Origin of the sequence: Marinomonas vulgaris (genome assembly GCF_018145875.1) — a bacterium.
GTDB lineage: Bacteria > Pseudomonadota > Gammaproteobacteria > Pseudomonadales > Marinomonadaceae > Marinomonas > Marinomonas vulgaris.
Genome location: NZ_JAGSSV010000003.1, coordinates 12,809 through 30,442 on the forward strand (window position 1 = coordinate 12,809; position 17,634 = coordinate 30,442).

16 protein-coding genes are annotated in these 17,634 nt (G+C 47.9%); 13 read left to right on the forward strand and 3 right to left on the reverse strand.

What is annotated here, in order from left to right; translation table 11 throughout:
- Positions 1-96 precede the first annotated feature (96 nt).
- The 3 genes from J9B83_RS03750 to J9B83_RS03760 all read left to right on the forward strand — a co-directional run bounded on the left by J9B83_RS03750 (position 97) and on the right by J9B83_RS03760 (position 3,831).
- Entirely contained in the window at positions 97-1,002 is a 906-nt protein-coding gene (locus J9B83_RS03750; protein WP_211535400.1) for a hydrogen peroxide-inducible genes activator, read from the forward strand.
- 21 nt (positions 1,003-1,023) lie between these two features.
- Entirely contained in the window at positions 1,024-3,105 is a 2,082-nt protein-coding gene (gene recG, locus J9B83_RS03755) for an ATP-dependent DNA helicase RecG (RefSeq protein WP_211535401.1), read from the forward strand.
- 78 nt (positions 3,106-3,183) lie between these two features.
- Positions 3,184-3,831, forward strand: a complete 648-nt coding sequence (locus tag J9B83_RS03760) for a helix-hairpin-helix domain-containing protein (protein WP_211535402.1) — start codon at positions 3,184-3,186, stop codon at positions 3,829-3,831.
- A 45-nt stretch (positions 3,832-3,876) separates the two neighbouring features.
- On the opposite strand, the gene lrp is transcribed toward J9B83_RS03760, so the two are convergent.
- Complete coding sequence (gene lrp / locus J9B83_RS03765; protein WP_456238172.1) at positions 3,877-4,353, reverse strand: leucine-responsive transcriptional regulator Lrp; 477 nt, start codon at positions 4,351-4,353, stop codon at positions 3,877-3,879.
- Between the two features lie 549 nt (positions 4,354-4,902).
- On the opposite strand from lrp, the gene J9B83_RS03770 reads away from it, so the two are divergent.
- The 9 genes from J9B83_RS03770 (at position 4,903) to phoR (ending at position 14,067) form a co-directional block, all read left to right on the forward strand.
- On the forward strand, positions 4,903-5,925 hold the full coding sequence (locus J9B83_RS03770; protein WP_211535403.1) for an amino acid ABC transporter substrate-binding protein: 1,023 nt from the start codon (positions 4,903-4,905) through the stop codon (positions 5,923-5,925).
- A gap of 107 nt (positions 5,926-6,032) precedes the next feature.
- Positions 6,033-7,208: an amino acid ABC transporter permease gene (locus J9B83_RS03775; protein ID WP_211535404.1), complete on the forward strand. Its 1,176-nt coding sequence runs from the start codon at positions 6,033-6,035 to the stop codon at positions 7,206-7,208.
- A 10-nt stretch (positions 7,209-7,218) separates the two neighbouring features.
- Positions 7,219-8,319 (forward strand): amino acid ABC transporter permease, encoded by a 1,101-nt coding sequence (locus J9B83_RS03780; protein WP_211535405.1) that lies wholly within the window; start codon positions 7,219-7,221, stop codon positions 8,317-8,319.
- Between the two features lie 22 nt (positions 8,320-8,341).
- Positions 8,342-9,121 (forward strand): amino acid ABC transporter ATP-binding protein, encoded by a 780-nt coding sequence (locus tag J9B83_RS03785; protein ID WP_328797689.1) that lies wholly within the window; start codon positions 8,342-8,344, stop codon positions 9,119-9,121.
- An 85-nt stretch (positions 9,122-9,206) separates the two neighbouring features.
- Complete coding sequence (locus tag J9B83_RS03790; RefSeq protein ID WP_211535406.1) at positions 9,207-10,475, forward strand: HDOD domain-containing protein; 1,269 nt, start codon at positions 9,207-9,209, stop codon at positions 10,473-10,475.
- Positions 10,476-10,481: 6 nt separating this feature from the next.
- On the forward strand, positions 10,482-11,057 hold the full coding sequence (locus J9B83_RS03795) for a chorismate--pyruvate lyase family protein (RefSeq protein ID WP_211535407.1): 576 nt from the start codon (positions 10,482-10,484) through the stop codon (positions 11,055-11,057).
- Positions 11,058-11,098: 41 nt separating this feature from the next.
- Positions 11,099-11,953, forward strand: coding sequence for a 4-hydroxybenzoate octaprenyltransferase (gene ubiA / locus J9B83_RS03800; RefSeq protein WP_211535408.1), 855 nt, complete (start codon positions 11,099-11,101; stop codon positions 11,951-11,953).
- Positions 11,954-12,037: 84 nt separating this feature from the next.
- Complete coding sequence (phoB, locus tag J9B83_RS03805; protein WP_211535409.1) at positions 12,038-12,733, forward strand: phosphate regulon transcriptional regulator PhoB; 696 nt, start codon at positions 12,038-12,040, stop codon at positions 12,731-12,733.
- Positions 12,730-14,067: a phosphate regulon sensor histidine kinase PhoR gene (phoR, locus tag J9B83_RS03810; RefSeq protein ID WP_211535410.1), complete on the forward strand. Its 1,338-nt coding sequence runs from the start codon at positions 12,730-12,732 to the stop codon at positions 14,065-14,067. The genes phoB and phoR overlap by 4 nt, the downstream gene beginning before the upstream one ends.
- 12 nt (positions 14,068-14,079) lie before the next feature.
- Here phoR and J9B83_RS03815 read toward each other — a convergent pair whose 3' ends face one another.
- Together J9B83_RS03815 and cysZ are read right to left on the reverse strand one after the other, a co-directional pair.
- Positions 14,080-14,922, reverse strand: coding sequence for a response regulator (locus J9B83_RS03815; protein ID WP_211535411.1), 843 nt, complete (start codon positions 14,920-14,922; stop codon positions 14,080-14,082).
- Positions 14,922-15,701 carry a sulfate transporter CysZ gene (gene cysZ, locus J9B83_RS03820; RefSeq protein WP_211535412.1) on the reverse strand — a complete coding sequence of 260 codons (780 nt, stop codon included), beginning with the start codon at positions 15,699-15,701 and terminating at the stop codon, positions 14,922-14,924. The genes J9B83_RS03815 and cysZ overlap by 1 nt, the downstream gene beginning before the upstream one ends.
- 307 nt (positions 15,702-16,008) lie before the next feature.
- Here cysZ and J9B83_RS03825 point away from each other — a divergent pair, with 307 nt between their 5' ends.
- A complete protein-coding gene (locus J9B83_RS03825; RefSeq protein WP_211535413.1) occupies positions 16,009-17,619 on the forward strand; it encodes a peptide ABC transporter substrate-binding protein in 1,611 nt (536 codons plus the stop codon).
- Positions 17,620-17,634 lie beyond the last annotated feature (15 nt).

Below are 17,634 nucleotides of genomic sequence, written 5' to 3' on the forward strand. Positions count from 1 at the left end.
GATTCTCGATCATTGCATAAAAGAACGAGTATACTTTATCAAATGATGTACTATCATAGTTATTAACAATGAACCAAGCCAATGTAAAGGTGTGCTATGACATTAACGGAACTGAAATACATTGTGATGCTGGCCGATGAAAAGCATTTTGGTCGTGCGGCAGATCGCTGTCACGTGTCACAACCGACCCTCAGCGTGGCGGTGAAAAAACTCGAAGAAGAGTTGGGTACGGCAATTTTCGAGCGTAGCAAAAACTCGGTGTACATCACGCCGCTGGGCGAGCAAATCATCACTCAAGCCAAACGCGTGCTCGATCAAGCTAACATGATCAAAGAGCTGGCGGCGTCGGGCAAAAACCAGCTGACTGGTCCGTTAAAAATTGGGGCGATTTTCACCATCGCCCCCTATTTGTTCCCTTATATGATCCCGGCTCTGCACAAGGTGGCTTCTGGCATGCCGCTGGTGATCGAAGAAGATCTTACGGAACATTTGCGTCCTAAGCTGCGCAATGGCGAACTGGATGCCATCATAGTCGCCCTGCCGTTTCGTGAACCAGATGTGGTTACTCAACCGATTTACGAAGAAGAATTTGTCGTGCTGATGCCCAAAAATCACCCGTGGACAAAGCGCGATTATATCGATACAGATCAACTGTCCACCGATAACTTACTGCTCTTAGGTAAGGGCCATTGTTTCAGCGAGCAAGTGCTCGAAGCTTGTCCATTAATGGGCGATGGGGAGCTCAGCGACGGTCGCACCGTGGTTAACGGCAGTTCATTGGAGACGATTCGCTACATGGTAGCATCGGGCTTAGGCGTAACTGTGTTGCCAAAATCGGCAGTGACTAACATCGACCACGACATGCTCGAAGTGCGCCCCTTCACAGCACCCGCGCCGAAACGCACTGTGGCCTTAGCATGGCGAGCCAGCTTTCCGCGCCCCAATGCGATCGACTCGGTGAGCCAATCTATCCGCGATGCCTGTGCGCATTTGAATCTATAATCGAACCTACAGAGACCCAGTATGATCGACGGTTTGGACACACAAGATGTGCGCGAGCTAAAGGGCGTCGGCAACGCCATGGCCGACAAGCTCGCGAAACTGCACCTTCATACGGTGCAAGATGTGTTGTTTCACCTTCCTATTCGTTATCAAGACAGAACCCGCGTGGTGCCAATGGGTCAGCTGCGTTTTGGTGACGAAGCCGTGATTGAAGGCCAAATCACCGGTACCGAAATCAAGATGGGCAAACGCCGCAGCCTGTTGTGTCGCATCAAGGATCATACTGGCTCCTTGTGTTTGCGGTTTTTTCATTTTTCGGCCGCGCAAAAAAAGCAGCTCGAAACGGGAAAGCGCGTGCGTTGTTTTGGAGAGATTCGTCGTGGCAGCGCAGGGTTTGAAATCTATCACCCTGAATACAAGCTGATCGGCGACGAAGAAACACAAGCCGAAAGCGCACAACTAACGCCCATTTATCCGCTCACCGAAGGCGTCACGCAAACCAAAATTCGCCAATTATGCGAACAAGCCCTAGAGCGATTAACCCCTTATAATTTACAAGAATGGCTGCCCGACGATATTCGTACCCAGTTCAGCTTGCCGCCTTTGTCCGACGCCATTCACTTTCTTCATCACCCCTCAAGAGACGTGGATCTCGAGCAATTACGAGCGGGCGTGCACCCAGCGCAATATCGCTTGTCTTTCGAGGAGCTGATGGCGCACCAGCTGTCCCTCATCGGCAAACGCATCAAAGCTAAGCAAGATGCGGCGGTCAAAATTCACACCCCGGGGGACCTCAGCCAACAATTACTGGCGCAATTGCCTTTTTCGCCGACGAATGCCCAACAACGAGTATTCGAAGAAATTCTACGCGATCTCGGCACTGGTCAACCCATGTTGCGCTTGGTGCAGGGCGATGTAGGCTCAGGCAAAACCTTGGTTGCGGCGCTCGCTGCGGCCTCTGTGGTGCAAGCCGGTTATCAGGTGGCGATTATGGCCCCCACGGAAATTCTCGCCGAGCAGCATTATCATAATTTCACCCAGTGGTTCGAGCCGTTAGGCTTAAAAGTGGCGTGGATGATTGGCAAGCTTAAGGGCAAGGCGCGGGAAAAAGAACTGGCCGACATCGCCTCCGGCGCAGCGCACATTGTTGTGGGCACCCACGCCTTATTTCAGGACACGGTCGAATTTGATCGTTTGGCCTTGGCCGTGATCGACGAACAACACAGATTCGGCGTTCACCAGCGTATGGCCCTGCGAGAAAAAGGCATGAAACACGGGGTTCAACCTCATCAGTTGATCATGACCGCGACGCCCATTCCTCGGACTTTGGCTATGTCGGCCTATGCCGACTTAGACTGTTCTATTATTGACGAACTGCCCCCCGGACGAACGCCGGTGAACACAGTGGTGGTGTCGGACCAACGTCGCCAAGAGGTCATCGATCGGGTAAAAAGCGCCTGTGAAGAAGGCAAGCAAGCCTACTGGGTTTGTACCCTGATTGAAGAGTCCGAAGCGTTGCAATGCCAAGCTGCCGAAGACACCGCGATCTTATTACAAGAACAACTTGGAAACTTATCGATCGGCTTAGTGCATGGACGACTCAAATCTCAAGAAAAAGCCGACATCATGGCGAAATTCAAAGCGGGCGAGATTCAATTATTGGTCGCCACCACTGTGATCGAAGTGGGTGTTGACGTGCCCAATTCCAGCTTAATGGTGATCGAAAATCCAGAGCGGCTGGGTCTGGCTCAGCTGCATCAGTTGCGTGGGCGTGTTGGTCGAGGCCAAGCCGCCAGCTATTGCGTGCTGCTTTATAAAGCGCCGTTAGGACAACAAGGTAAAGAGCGCTTATCGACCATGCGAGAAACCAGCGACGGCTTCAAAATCGCGGAAAAAGACTTGGAATTACGCGGCCCAGGGGAATTGCTCGGCACGCGTCAAACCGGCTTGTGGGAGTTTAAAGTGGCAGACCTACAACGAGACAAAGGCCTGCTAGACGATGTACAAAAAGCCGCCAGTCTCTTGTATCGCCAATACCCAGATCACGTATCGCCTTTACTGTCGCGCTGGTTACCGAATCACGATCAGTATCTCAATGTTTGATTGAGCGGGATTTTGCTTGCAAGTGTCGGAATATTGATCAAAAATCTCTCATCGTTAAGGTTCCTAAAAGGAAATATCATGAAGGTCGATACCTGTCACGCGTACGACGCTAACATCACAGTGCAAGGTTGTGCTTACTATATAGAGCAAGACCGTGTTGTCCTTTCTATTGAGCAGATCAGCAATCACCGCATGGCAGATAACCTCAGCGGCACCTTGCGACTTCAATTTTGTGCCTTTCCAAAGGGCAGTGAACACGAAGTGGATGAGACCGTCTTGGCTTCTACCACGCTGGGCGAAATAAAAGACCAGCATTTTCTTAGCCAATGTTCGTACGACTTGATCTTTAATGAGCCGCCTGCCGGTTTATGGCAGCTTGTGTTGCAACTGAGCGAGTGGAATGGCGAAGAATATGTCGTGTGTGATTCGGCGTATTTTGGCCTGCCTTATCGCGTTGAGCCTAAGCCTTCAAAACCTAAACCCAATCAGCCAACCGCTCTGACGCCTCAACATTCGGTAAAAAAAAACGCCATTGGTTGCTCAGATGGCTATCTCGCCATTAATACAACCAAAGTGGACAAGCTTTTAAGCGTCAAAGGCATTCCGAGAAGAGTGCTGGAAAAGCTGGTCGCAGAACGGCCTTTTGCATCAGAAAAAGCCGTGTTAAATATAAAAGGAATTGGGCCGGTAAAGCTTCAGCGCATACTCAGCCAATTACTAGGTTAAGCCTGCGCGTTGTGATCACTACAACAAAAGGTAAGGACTAGAAAGTTAAGGGATACTGACGACCGTCGTGCTTTTGACTTCTTCCATCGCCACATAGGTGCGAGATTCACGAACGTGGGGCAAGGTTAACAAGGTTTCACCTAGCAGCAGTCGATAGGAATCCATGTTCGACACGCGCGCTTTTAGCAAGTATTCAAAATCCCCAGCAATAAGGTGACATTCGAGAATTTCTGGAATCTCCGTCACTGCGTTTTTGAATTCATTAAAGCCTTCTGGCGAGGTGGTTTTTAAGCGAATTTCCACAAAAACCAATAAGCCCGCATCCACTTTTTTCGGGTTCACTAAGGCGCAATAGCCGGTAATGTAACCATTTCGCTCTAAACGACGCACACGCTCCAAGCAAGGCGTGGCACTTAGGCCAACACGGCTTGCTAACTCTACGTTCGATAAGCGCCCATTGATTTGCAGCTCTCGAAGAATTTTTTTGTCTAGGCGATCAAGCGGTTTTGCTGAGTTATCCATCAGATATGGATCTCCTTACGTGACGTCAATTTTCACTAAGTCTACCATGCAGATTGCAAAATATGGAAAGCGCTTTCTTGAATATATTGTGAGCTGACCCAGTTATTACGCCAAAAATATGTATACAAAGCACCGAAACAAGGCAGTAGATACAATTTGTATCAAAACAGTGCTGCCAGAATAAGATATCGCTCCAACACGGTGCAAAACAAATTCTAAAAATAAGCTCAAGCCTGCGTTTTTTGGGCGTTCACGCTCGAATTCTGTCCAAAATGTCAGGATTTTCCCAGCGACAAAGCATATCAATCGTGCAATAAATCAGGCTGTTTGTGCGCTTTGCCTGCTACTTTCTGCTTGACTGAGCCCTAAAACCATCATTCTATAAGGATGTGAGATGATCTTTTAGAAGAATCCTCTATATATCCCTAACAACAAGAACAATTGGATGTTGGCACTAACCTTGCTGGTTAATTCAACACAGACACAACAGTCTAAAACGAAATATTCAGCAAGATAACAACATCTATAAAACGCCTGGGAGGCTCAATAATGAAATCGAACGTTGGTAAACTACTTTCGACTGCCGCAATCGCTGCAACTATCAGCGCTGGTGCAATGGCTGCAACACTAGACGATGTAAAAGCAAAAGGCTTTATTCAATGTGGCGTAAGCCAAGGTGTTCCAGGTTTTTCTAACGCTGACTCTGACGGTAACTGGTCTGGTATCGATGTAGACGCTTGTCGCGCTACCGCAGCGGCTATCTTCGGCGATGCACAAAAAGTTAAATTCACCCCATTATCTGCCAAAGAGCGTTTCACTGCGTTACAGTCTGGTGAGATCGATGTGCTGTCTCGTAACACTACTTGGACTTACACTCGCGACACGTCTTTGGGTCTAGACTTCACCGCGGTTAACTTTTACGACGGTCAAGGTTTCATGGTACGTAAAGATCTGGGTGTGACTTCGGCAATGGATCTTGACGGGGCAACAGTTTGTACTGAGCAAGGCACAACAACAGAATTGAACATGGCAGACTTTTTCCGTAAGCATAAATTATCTTACGTGCCTGTAGTAGTTCAAAAGGCCGACGAAGCGTTAGCGGCCTACGCATCAGGTCGTTGTGATGTATTTACTACCGATAAGTCTGGTCTAGCGGCTCACCGTACTAAGTTAGCTAGCCCAAATGCTCACGTAATTCTTGATGAAACTATTTCCAAAGAACCTCTAGGTCCTGTGGTTCGTCACGGCGATAACCAATGGAAAGACATTGTCACTTGGGCGATGTTTGTTCAGGTTAACGCAGAAGAAATGGGCATCACCTCTAAAAACGTAGCCAAAATCAAAAGCGAAACGATTGACCCAGGTGTCAAACGTCTTCTAGGTGTTGAAGGCGATATGGGTGCACAACTTGGTCTTCCTGCTGATTGGGCTTACAACATCATCGCTAAAGTCGGTAACTACGGCGAAGTATTTGAGCGCAACTTGGGTTCCACCACACCGGTTGATCTTCCACGTGGTATTAACAAACTATGGACAGAAGGTGGTGTTATGTACGCGCCACCAGTACGTTAATACCTAAAGCTCCCCGCTTGGGTATCTATTGTGCGGCTCTCACCGAGCCGCACAATTCTTCCCTTTCCCTTCCACATCTGACGAGCATTTCAATTGCCTGAACCAAGATGAGCGAAAAAACAACTTCAAGTAACAAGAGCTTTTTGAACGATGCGGCCAATCGCGCCCTGATCTTTCAAATTGTGCTTTTAGCGGTCGTGGTGTTCGTAGGTTATTATTTATTTAGTAATTTACAGGCCAACCTGTCCGACCAAGGTATTTCTACTGGTTTTGCCTTTTTAAACCAACCAGCCGGATTTCCCGTCCTTCTTCACCTAATTGATTACACAGAGGCCGATACATACGGGCGCGCATTCGTTGTCGCATTAATTAATACCGTTGTCATCTCCTTAATGGGGATCGTATTAGCGACCATTATTGGCGTTATCATGGGCTTAGCACGCCTTTCAAATAACTGGTTAGTCGCACGATTGGCTACGGTTTACGTTGAAACACTGCGTAATATTCCTTTGTTACTGCAAATGTTCTTTTGGTACTTTGCGGTACTGGCCACACTTCCTATTCCTAAAAACAGCATCATATTTGGTGATTTCTTTCTGAACAAACGGGGCATTTATTCCCCCAATCCGATCACGCAAGATGGTTTTAGCGTGGTTATCGCAGGTTTTATACTGTCGCTTGTCGCCTCTATTGCGCTGATCGTATGGGCGAAAAAACGCCAAACTCGTACCGGCCTTTGGTTTCCTGCTTACTGGTCATCCTTGGGTATCATCGTGGTGATTACCTTTTTGGCGCTTGCGGTTGCAGGCTTTCCTATCGAGTTTGATTTACCACAAAAAAGTCGTTTTAACGTCACCGGCGGAATGGTATTACCACCGGAGTTTGTCGCCGTATTAGTCGCCCTTTCTACTTACACGGGTGCTTTTATTGCCGAAATCGTTCGTGCGGGTATTTTGTCGGTCAACTGGGGGCAAACCGAAGCCGCACGTTCTTTGGGGCTAAAAGACAGTTTGACTCAGCGCTTAATCGTTTTACCACAAGCATTGCGCGTGATCATTCCACCTCTAACGAGCCAATTCCTAAACTTGGCGAAAAACTCGTCTTTGGGCGCTGCCATTGCTTACCCTGAATTGGTCGCGGTAGTTATGGGTACCACGCTTAACCAAACCGGTCAGGCGATCGAAAACATTGGTCTTTGTATGCTGGTGTACGGCACCTTGAGTTTGACCATTTCCGTATTTATGAACTGGTACAACAAAAAAATGTCGTTAACAGAGCGCTAGGAGGAAGAACATGGCTATTGAATTTAAACCATCACCAAGCCTTCCACCACCAGTTAACTCTGTTGGTGCAGTGGCATGGGTACGTCAGAATTTGCTGTCGTCCCCACTCAATGTATTTTTAACCCTGTTCAGCGTTTATGTGATGTATTTACTGATTCCACCCGTGGTCGAGTGGGGCTTTGTCAATGCAACCTTCACTGGCGCCTCTAAAGCAGAATGTACTGCTGGCGGAGCCTGTTGGGCTTTTGTTGGCGTGTATTTTAAACAGTTCATGTATGGCCTTTATCCTTCCGAGGAAACATGGCGGATTAATTTAGCGCTGATCGCTCTGGTGATATTGATTGGTGTGTTTGCGGTGAAAACCGTCAATAAACTGTACTTATCTTTGGTGATCATCCTTGTCTATCCCGTTGTTGCGTACTTCTTATTTGCTGGCGGCGTGTTCGGATTAGAAGTCGTAGAAACCTCTTTGTGGGGTGGCTTATTCCTCACCACACTCTTAGGTGTGGTTGGTATTGTTGCGTCTTTGCCGCTGGGTGTACTGCTGGCGCTGGGTCGTCAATCAAATATGCCCATCGCCAAATCGGTTTGTATTGTCTTCATTGAGACGATTCGTGCTGTGCCACTGATCACCATCTTGTTTATGGCGTCTGTGATGATTCCACTGTTTTTGCCAGAGGGCATGAACTTCAACAAGCTATTACGTGTGTTGATTGGTATCACACTTTTCTCCGCGGCCTATATGGCTGAAGTGATTCGTGGTGGCTTGCAAGCCATTCCAAAAGGACAATACGAAGCCGCCGATGCTATGGGTTTGACCTATTGGCAATCCATGATTCTGGTTATTTTGCCACAAGCGTTAAAACTGGTGATTCCAGGCATAGTAAACACCTTTATCGGTTTGTTTAAAGACACCACACTTGTGTACATTGTGGGTATGTTTGACTTACTGGGCAGGATTCAAGCTGCCACCCACGATTCCAGCTGGCTGGGAACCACCATTGAAGGCTATGCCTTTGCCGGTTTTGTCTATTGGGCCGCGTGTTTTGGTATGTCGCGCTACAGTATGAGAATCGAGCGCAAGTTAGAAACTGGGCACAAGCGAAATTAGTTAAGAATTTGAGGTCTTTATTATGACAAGTACAAATATGGCTCGTGCTCAACTCGAAAAGGGCGAAGAAGCAATCATCGAATTTAACGATGTAAACAAGTGGTACGGGGATTTCCACGTACTTAAGAATATCAATTTCAGTATCAAAAAAGGCGAGCGTATCGTAGTTTGTGGACCGTCTGGTTCCGGTAAATCAACTATGACGCGCTGCATCAATCGTCTAGAAGAACACCAAAAAGGCACAATTTTGGTGGATGGCGTGGAGATGAACAATAACTTAAAGAACATCGAAGCGATCCGTAAAGACGTGGGCATGGTGTTCCAACACTTTAACTTGTTCCCACATTTGACGATTCTGGAAAACCTAACACTGGCACCAATTTGGGTTCGTAAGCAACCTAAAAAGCAAGCAGAAGAAATGGCCATGCACTACTTGGAGCGGGTTAAAATCGCTAACCAAGCACTCAAGTACCCAGGTCAATTGTCTGGTGGTCAGCAACAACGTGTAGCGATCGCTCGTGGTTTGTGTATGCAACCACGCATCATGTTGTTTGATGAGCCAACCTCAGCGCTTGACCCAGAAATGATCAAAGAAGTACTCGACGTAATGGTGCAATTGGCAGAAGAAGGCATGACCATGGTGTGTGTCACGCACGAAATGGGCTTTGCCAAAACCGTTGCTGACCGCGTTGTGTTCATGGATGCGGGGGAGATTGTCGAAGCCAATGAGCCCCATGAGTTCTTTGATAACCCTCAACACGACCGAACTCAGATGTTCCTTAGTCAGATTCTGAATCACTAATCAGAACAATCGGATAAAGTCTGTTATAGTAAAAAAGCTCCTTAGGGGGCTTTTTTATTGTCTATAACGCGTTACAGGGAAATGTATGGAATCATCTGCCCACCTTCAGTCAAATGAAACCTTATGCATAGTACATTTGGCGGATCATACTGGCCGCTTACGGGTTATTTTTCCTAAAAATCATATGTTAGACATGTCAGCCATATCGCGCATTACTAAGCGCCGTTTTGAGCCTATGAGCTACTATCAACGGGCTGGCGACACCCTAGTCAAACCCAATAACCTCAATACTATTTTAGCCCAGAGCCTATTGGCCGGCTCGACCTATTCTATTTCAAGCCAAGCCGGTGCACCACCGCGGGACATCACCTCAGACGAACTAAAAACCCTGTTTTCAGGGCCATTAAACCGCTTTGAGGACATATCCATCCCAGTCAAACACATAAAACGTGCCGCTACTCATCATCAAGATGACGACATGCAAATCTTGCAAGCACTCGGCCGATTTCAATCCATTCGTCTGAAAAAACGCATCGAAGAAACCCTAGAAATCCCGCCGCTACCCGCGTCATCCCATCGAGTGATTCGATTGTCTAACGACAAAACCGCAGGCACAGACGATTTATGCGATGTAATCGCGCTAGACCCAAGTCTCGCCGCTCAAGTTGTCAGCTGGGCGGCGTCGCCCTATTACGGAGCGCCCGGCCCGATCGCATCGGTCGAAGACGCCATCATTCGTGTACTAGGTTTTGATGTGGTGATGAATTTGGCACTCGGTTTGTCGTTGAGCAACGCATTTTCTGCTGCGGACAATAACTTGCGCCATTACGAAGATTTCTGGCTAGACTCGGTGTCCAGCGCCGTATTGATAGAATCCTTGGTTAAAAAAATGCCTGCGTCTCAACGCCCTAGTTTAGGCCACGCCTACTTAGCTGGCTTACTGCATAACTTTGGCTACTTGGCGATCAGCGCTATTTTACCGCCTCACTTTTCGATTCTCTCTCGCTGCCAAGACGCCAATGCCCATTTACCTACCGAGCTAACCGAAATGCACATGTTGCACTTCACCAGAGAGCAGATTGGCGCTTGGTTGCTGCGCCATTGGAATTTACCCGACACCATCTGGATGTCGATCCGTTACAGCAAGCAACCAAGGTATCAAGGACAACACCAACAACTGGCCAAGTTGCTTTACCTAAGCCATCAACTGTTGCATAACGGCTCTATTGAGTCAGCAATTTTACACGATCTTGGTTTAACACTGGAGCAAGCCGAAGATTGTCGTGATACCATTTATCAACAATCGACTGAATTGCACAAAATCGTCGCCCTCATTAATCAATTGAATGCGTAACCTGACATGACGGTCAACAAGCCAACCATGATGAACCCTTCTGTGGCTCAGCAGTTTAACTACCGCTGGTCGCCCATTCATCGTATCAATAAAACCAGTGTGCCGAAAAATCTCTGGCCTTGGTTGACCACAGACGAGTCGTTAACCGCAAAATTACAGTCACTAGGTACCTTGGTGGTCAAAGTACTTGACGATGCTTGGGGAGCGCCCACCGCACGCGAACGCAAGCGCCTCAAGTTACGCCCACGGGAAACGGTACGCGTTCGCACCGTGTTGTTAACGGTCGATGGTTGCCCGATGATCTACGCCCGCTCCATCATTCCAGCGCGATCATTACGCGGCCATTGGCGACAGGTAAAACACCTGAAAAATAAACCCTTAGGCGGTTATTTGTTTCAGCATCGCGCCTTAAAACGCAGCGGTATCGAGGCCACTCAGTTACCGAAAAACTTATTTCCTAATCAGCCCTCACCATTGTGGGCAAGACGCTCTGTTTTTCAGCAGTATGGCCCTGGTATCTTGGTCAATGAAGCCTTCTTCGACGACCTTCAGTATCTCAAACCGCCTTTTGTACTCTTGTAACATAACGCCTCTTAACACAAATAATCGACATTTGGACAAGCATGAACAAACTGAAGAACTACGCTGAACTCACTCGATTCAATCGCCCTATCGGCTCCTTGTTGCTAATGTGGCCAACCTTATGGGCGCTGTGGCTCGCCGCTGGTGGCCTACCCCAATGGCATCTGGTAGTGATTTTTGTCCTCGGTGTGTTCAGCATGCGCTCAGCTGGCTGTGTGATTAACGACTACGCCGATCGCAAGGTAGATGGCCATGTAGAACGCACAAAAAATCGCCCCTTACCATCGGGTCGAGTGTCGGAAAAAGAAGCCTTGTTGCTCTTTGCCGGTTTATGCGTATTAAGCTTTGTGTTGGTGCTTTTTACCGATTTTCACACCATTTTACTGTCTTTTATCGGCCTAGGGCTGGCGGCTTTGTATCCCTTTATGAAGCGCTATACTCACCTGCCCCAATTGTTCTTGGGCTTAGCTTTCTCGTGGGCCATTCCCATGGCTTACAGCGCCCAAGGCGGCACGTTAACCGACCCTCTTTTGTGGATGTTGTTCGTCGCCAATTGTTTTTGGACCATCGCCTACGACACCTATTACGCCATCACCGATCGCCCTGACGATGTGAAAATCGGCATCAAATCCACGGCTATTTTATTTGGTCGTTACGACCTTCTGGTGATCCTGTGCTTGCAAGGCTTAACCTTGTCCTTGTTGACTTGGATCGGCATTCTTGCAGGACTAACCTGGCCCTATTTTGTTGCTTTATTGGTCTGTATTGGTTTGTTTTATCGCCAATACCAACAAGCCAAACAACGGGATCGACAAGCGTGTTTCCGCTCTTTTCTGGACAACAACCGCGTGGGTTACTGTGTCTTCATCGGCTTAGTCGCCAACTATTTTGTGTAATATATGGCAAAGTTGTGACAATGTAACCGGATTGTCACATATGACGGCTTTAATAAAACCGTTCCTGAGATGAGGATAGATCCTGTGACCGGTAAAAAAGTATTAATCATAGACGACGAATCGTCCATACGTGAAATGATCGCCATCGCCCTTGAAATGGCAGGCTATGAATATTTCGAAGCAGAAAACATACAACAAGGCCATGAAATCGTTGTCGATCATCGCCCTGACTTGATTCTTGTTGATTGGATGATGCCCGGCGGCAGTGGCATTGAGCTGACCCGTCGGCTCAAAAAAGACTCAACCACCGCTGAAATCCCAGTCATTATATTGACCGCGAAAAGTGAAGAAGATAACAAGATTCAAGGTCTTGAGGTGGGTGCAGACGACTACATAACCAAGCCTTTTTCACCACGTGAGTTGGTCGCACGACTCAAAGCCGTGTTGCGCCGTGCCACCCCACAAGGCGTCGATGACCCAATCGAAATTGAAGGTTTGGTGCTTGATCCCATCAGTCAACGGGTTACCATAGGCAGCCGTCCTTTAGATATGGGGCCGACGGAATACCGTCTGCTCAAATTCCTCATGACCCACCAAGAGCGCGCCTACTCAAGAGCGCAATTGCTGGATCAAGTCTGGGGTGGAAATGTCTATGTAGAAGAACGAACTGTTGATGTGCACATTCGCCGTCTACGCAAAGCCATTGGTAGCTCCCACGATTTCTTAATACAAACCGTACGGGGAACAGGCTACCGCTTCTCAGCAAAAAGGTCCGTATGAAAACAGTGTGGCGTAACACCTTTATTACCTGGCTATCGGGCTTTGCCGCCTGCATCGTCATCGGCTTTATTATCGGTCAGATTATGGGGGTTTTACTGCTGTACGTGTTAGGCACCTTGTACTGGCAACTGTACCAACTGTATCAATTTCATGACTGGTTGCGTCATTCGGGCAAAGCCGCACCGCCCGAGGCCTCTGGCATTTGGGGCGATGTGTTCGATGCGGTATACCGCTTACAAAAGAAACAACGTAAATCCAAACGCCGCATGCGCCAAGCGCTGACTCGTGTCGAAAGCTCCACCACCGCCTTAAAAGAAGGCGTTATCATGGCCGACAACCAAGGCAATTTAGAATGGTGGAACAACTCAGCCGCGCACTTTTTAGGCCTAGTGCGCCCTGTGGATCGCGGTCAAGCCATCACCAATATTCTGCGTAACCCTGACTTCTTCCGTTACTTTAGCCAAAAACGTTTTGGCGAACCTTTGGTGATCAAATCTCCAGCCAAAGAAGGGGTGTATCTGGAAATACAAACCACCCTATACGACAAAAACGATCACTTGATTTTTATTCGCGACGTAACTCGTTTGCACCTCCTTGAGCAAATGCGCAAAGACTTCGTCGCCAACGCCTCTCACGAGCTGAAAACACCGCTCACTGTGATCAAGGGCTATTTAGAAACCCTAGACATGTTCAAAGATAGCCTGCCAAAAAGTATGCAAAAAGGCATAGTCAACATGTCGGAACAGTCTGAACGCATGGAGCAATTGATTGAAGATTTGTTGTTACTGTCGCGTTTAGAAAGCAACGACAAACGCGAAGAGAACCAGTGGCACACCGTCTCAGGCATTGTGCAGGCGATCACCAGCTCTACCATGCCAATATTGACCGACGAGCACAGCTTAACACTGGATATTCCTGACAACGCACGGCTGTATGGCTCTTACAAAGAACTCTACAGCGCTTTTTCGAATCTTATTGTCAACGCCATCAAGTATTCACCCGATGGCGGCGACATCACCATTAAATGGGAAGCCAATCAGGCTAATGGGGTGTTTTCGGTGAAAGACACCGGCATCGGCATCGATCCAAGACATATACCTCGCCTTACCGAGCGATTCTTTCGTGTCGACAAAGGTCGTGGCTCAAAAACCGGCGGCACTGGCTTAGGTCTAGCCATCGTTAAACATGTGTTACTGCACCACGATGCCAAACTGCAAATCCACAGTCAGCCTGGAACAGGCAGCGTTTTTTCTTGTCATTTCCCCACCAGCAGAACCCGCACCGATGACATTCCAGCGCAAATTACCAGCGTGAACACTCAAACAGAAGAATAGGCCCAAAAAGCGCTATAAGCTGTCAAACAACTGCTTGATAAAGGCTTCTTTTTCACTGTCTTGATCAATGAGATTCAACACTACGGTCAAAAACGTCGAATCGTGTTTTTTCTCCGTGGTGGCTACGGATTGAACAAAGTAATTCAACCGATTTACCTTGCCCGCCAATTCCAAATCCAACACCGCTTGGCCCAACACCTGCGGCACTACATCGTCGCTTTTGATGAACATGGTGGCTTCGGTTTTGCTGAACTGGATCACCATGCAGCGAAACTGTTTCCCTTCAAAGCGCACCAAGGTAGGAATTTTCACGTCTTTTACCGATGCGACAGGCGCATCGGCAGACGCAAACTTGGTCGCTTGAACCGGTGCAGATTTTCCTGCGCCCATCAAAACGTCCAGCGAGGCTGCGCCAACCCCACCAGGAGCGATCGAGTCACGGGGCTTTTGTGACGATAACCGCCCTTCCAGACCATGCTTTTTCGCCGCCGACAACACCTTGTTGACCAGTTGCTCGCTGGAAAACGGCTTACCAAGGTAGTCTGTCACACCGGACTGCACCGCTTCCACCACATGGCTTTTATCACCACGGCTGGTGATCATCACAAAAGGCACAGCGTCTTTTTTGTAAGCGGGCTGCTCACGACACCATTTCAGCAATTCTACGCCAGTCATTTCTGGCATTTCCCAATCGCACAACACCATATCAAAAGTGATTTTAGACATCAGCTGCTGTGCTTTTCGACCATTCACCGCTTCTTCAATTTCGGCAACAGGAAACTGCTTGCGCAATGTGCGACGAATCAAATCGCGCGTAAAAGACGCGTCATCAACTACCAGTATTTTTATCGCCATTAGAACGCCCCACGATTGTGATCTAACAAGGCTGAATGATCGCCCTGCTGAGGACTAAATACGGTAATCCACAACAAGGTGGCCGCCACCACAGCAATCGGCATGACAAATAAATTAAAGAATGGAATGGTTAATCCCACCATGACGATGCCACCAAAGGTCCAGCACAACAAAGGCTTAGCACGTAGAGCCATTCTCATGTCGTGGAACTTCACCTTGTTGTTATCAAAGGCATAATCCATGTATTGCAACGACAGCATCCACATGGAAAACAGCAACAACAGAACGGGGGCGATCACATTCACCAAGGGAATAAACGACAATAACAGCAACAAGATAAAACGCGGTAAAAAGTACAAGATCTTTTGCAATTCACGCTGCAAACTGCGGCCAATAATACTCATAATGACGCTTGCATTGAGGGCTTCATCAAAGGTTTTACCCGTTTCTTTTTCTTCCACTTTCTCTGCCAAAAACGCCATAAAAGGCGCGGCGAGAATATTGACGCCCACGGAAAAACTGTAAAACAGCAACACACTGATCACAGCGCCAAAAATCAAATAAAACAACCAATTGACGAAAGAAATCCACTCCGGCAAATAGCTCATGGCGGAATCCATCAAGGACTGAAAGTAGCTAAACGCCACCATGTACAGCAAACCAACCAGTAAAAAATTGGCTAATAAAGGCGCTAAAATAAACAGCCTTAGGTCTTTCGAGAGGATCAAAGGAAACGCTTTTAAAAAGGCGCCAGCGGCTTTAAAGGGATGGGAAATCACGACGATGCAATACCTTTTTCATCTAATGTAGTGTCAGAAACCCAGAGTAACACGGTCCCCTTGATGGCTCCATAAGATCAACACCAAATAACCGGGCAGCCCATGAATAATCAGCGCTTAGCAACATTTGTAGCACACTTTACCCGCCGCTTTTTTCATTCCTAACCTTTAGCCAACGTATAGCCTGATACGGAATTTCGATTGTAGGCTTTTCCGCTTTGATCAATGATGAAAGCGTCAAGAATCACACAACACATAAAAAACGATTCCGCTTTTTGCAAAAATAATGAAGAAAAGGAACCTTAGAATGAAAAGAACATTACTGGCGACCGCCATCCTAACCACTTCCCTTCTAGCCGCTCATAGCCACGCGGCGGATGTGCCAGCGGGCACGCAGCTGGCGGACGTACAAGACATAGTGCGTGGCGGTGGCTCAGAACCGGCCACCCTAGATCCACAAAAAATTGAAGGCACGCCAGGCTCATTGCGCGCGCGCGATTTGTTTGAAGGTTTGTACAACCTAGACGGTGATGGCAACTTGGTACCAGGCGTAGCAACAAGCTACACGGCCAACGCAGACAATACTCTCTACACCTTTACATTGCGCCAAGACGCAAAATGGTCTAATGGCGATCCTGTTACCGCCCACGACTTTGTTTATGGTTTTACTCGCGCCGTTGACCCTGCCACTGCGTCGCCCTACGCGTGGTTTATCGAAATCCCCTCCATCGTCAACGCCTCAAAAATCATCGCCAGTGATGCAGACCCTAGTACACTCGGCGTAAAAGCACTGGACGATTTTACTTTCCAAGTGTCTCTTGAGCGTCCTGTACCTTACTTTGTGAAAATGACTGCTCACCAAACCATGTTCCCAGCACCGAAGAACACCATCGAAAAATGGGGCAGCGACTGGACCAAAGCTGACAACATAGTATCTAACGGCGCGTATAAAATGGACGAGTGGATCGTCAATGAAAAAATGGTGTTTTCACGTAATGCTAATTACTGGAACAACGACAAAACCGTCATCAATCAGGTGACCTTTCTACCGATCGAATCCCCTAACGCCGAGCTAAAACGCTTCCAAGCGGGGCAAATGGATTTAAGCTACGAGCTGCCAAACGATCACTTTAAGCAATTAAAACGCGAGATCCCTGAGCAAGTGGTGATCACGCCGCATCTTGGCACCTATTATTACCAATTCAACTTAACCAAGGCGCCGTACAACGATGTGCGTGTGCGCAAAGCCTTGTCTTATGCTATTGACCGTAACGTGATTGCGAACTTTGTCACCGGCACCGGCGAGCTTCCAGCGTATTCTTTCACACCAGAAATCGTTAACGGCTTTGATCCTGCGACTCCAGATTACGCCACTTGGACACAAAAAGAGCGCAACGAAAAAGCCCAAGCCTTGTTAGAAGAAGCCGGCTTTACCAAGAGCAATCCGTTGTCGTTTAAGCTGTTGTACAACACCAACGAAAACCACAAAAAAATCGCCATTGCCATTGCCTCTATGTGGAAAAAAACCTTGGGGGTGAACGTCACCCTAGAAAACCAAGAGTGGAAAACCTACATAGAAACCAAGAAACACCAACAATTTGATGTGGCCCGTGCCGGCTGGATTGGCGACTACAACGAAGCGTCTACCATGTTAGATTTGCTAACCTCAACCCACGGCAACAACGACGGTAAATACAGCAACCCAGAATACGACCGCCTGTTGAACGAAGCGAAGACCATGCAAAACCCCGCGGTGAATTACAACCAAGCGGAAGAAATCGCCATTGAACAAGACATGGCCGTTGCGCCCATCTATCAGTACACCACCAAGCGTTTAGTGAAACCTTACGTGGGCGGCTACTTCCCTAACCCAGAAGACAGCATTTATACCCGCGATATGTACATCATTAAGCACTAACCCACCCATCGCCTA

Excerpts from the sequence above, each read along its gene's own strand:
- J9B83_RS03750 (WP_211535400.1), top strand. The coding sequence starts at position 97 with ATGACATTAACGGAACTGAAATACATTGTGATGCTGGCCGATGAAAAG.
- recG (WP_211535401.1), top strand. The coding sequence starts at position 1,024 with ATGATCGACGGTTTGGACACACAAGATGTGCGCGAGCTAAAGGGCGTC.
- J9B83_RS03760 (WP_211535402.1), top strand. The coding sequence starts at position 3,184 with ATGAAGGTCGATACCTGTCACGCGTACGACGCTAACATCACAGTGCAA.
- lrp (WP_456238172.1), bottom strand. The coding sequence starts at position 4,353 with ATGGATAACTCAGCAAAACCGCTTGATCGCCTAGACAAAAAAATTCTT.
- J9B83_RS03770 (WP_211535403.1), top strand. The coding sequence starts at position 4,903 with ATGAAATCGAACGTTGGTAAACTACTTTCGACTGCCGCAATCGCTGCA.
- J9B83_RS03775 (WP_211535404.1), top strand. The coding sequence starts at position 6,033 with ATGAGCGAAAAAACAACTTCAAGTAACAAGAGCTTTTTGAACGATGCG.
- J9B83_RS03780 (WP_211535405.1), top strand. The coding sequence starts at position 7,219 with ATGGCTATTGAATTTAAACCATCACCAAGCCTTCCACCACCAGTTAAC.
- J9B83_RS03785 (WP_328797689.1), top strand. The coding sequence starts at position 8,342 with ATGACAAGTACAAATATGGCTCGTGCTCAACTCGAAAAGGGCGAAGAA.
- J9B83_RS03790 (WP_211535406.1), top strand. The coding sequence starts at position 9,207 with ATGGAATCATCTGCCCACCTTCAGTCAAATGAAACCTTATGCATAGTA.
- J9B83_RS03795 (WP_211535407.1), top strand. The coding sequence starts at position 10,482 with ATGACGGTCAACAAGCCAACCATGATGAACCCTTCTGTGGCTCAGCAG.
- ubiA (WP_211535408.1), top strand. The coding sequence starts at position 11,099 with ATGAACAAACTGAAGAACTACGCTGAACTCACTCGATTCAATCGCCCT.
- phoR (WP_211535410.1), top strand. The coding sequence starts at position 12,730 with ATGAAAACAGTGTGGCGTAACACCTTTATTACCTGGCTATCGGGCTTT.
- J9B83_RS03815 (WP_211535411.1), bottom strand. The coding sequence starts at position 14,922 with ATGGCGATAAAAATACTGGTAGTTGATGACGCGTCTTTTACGCGCGAT.
- J9B83_RS03825 (WP_211535413.1), top strand. The coding sequence starts at position 16,009 with ATGAAAAGAACATTACTGGCGACCGCCATCCTAACCACTTCCCTTCTA.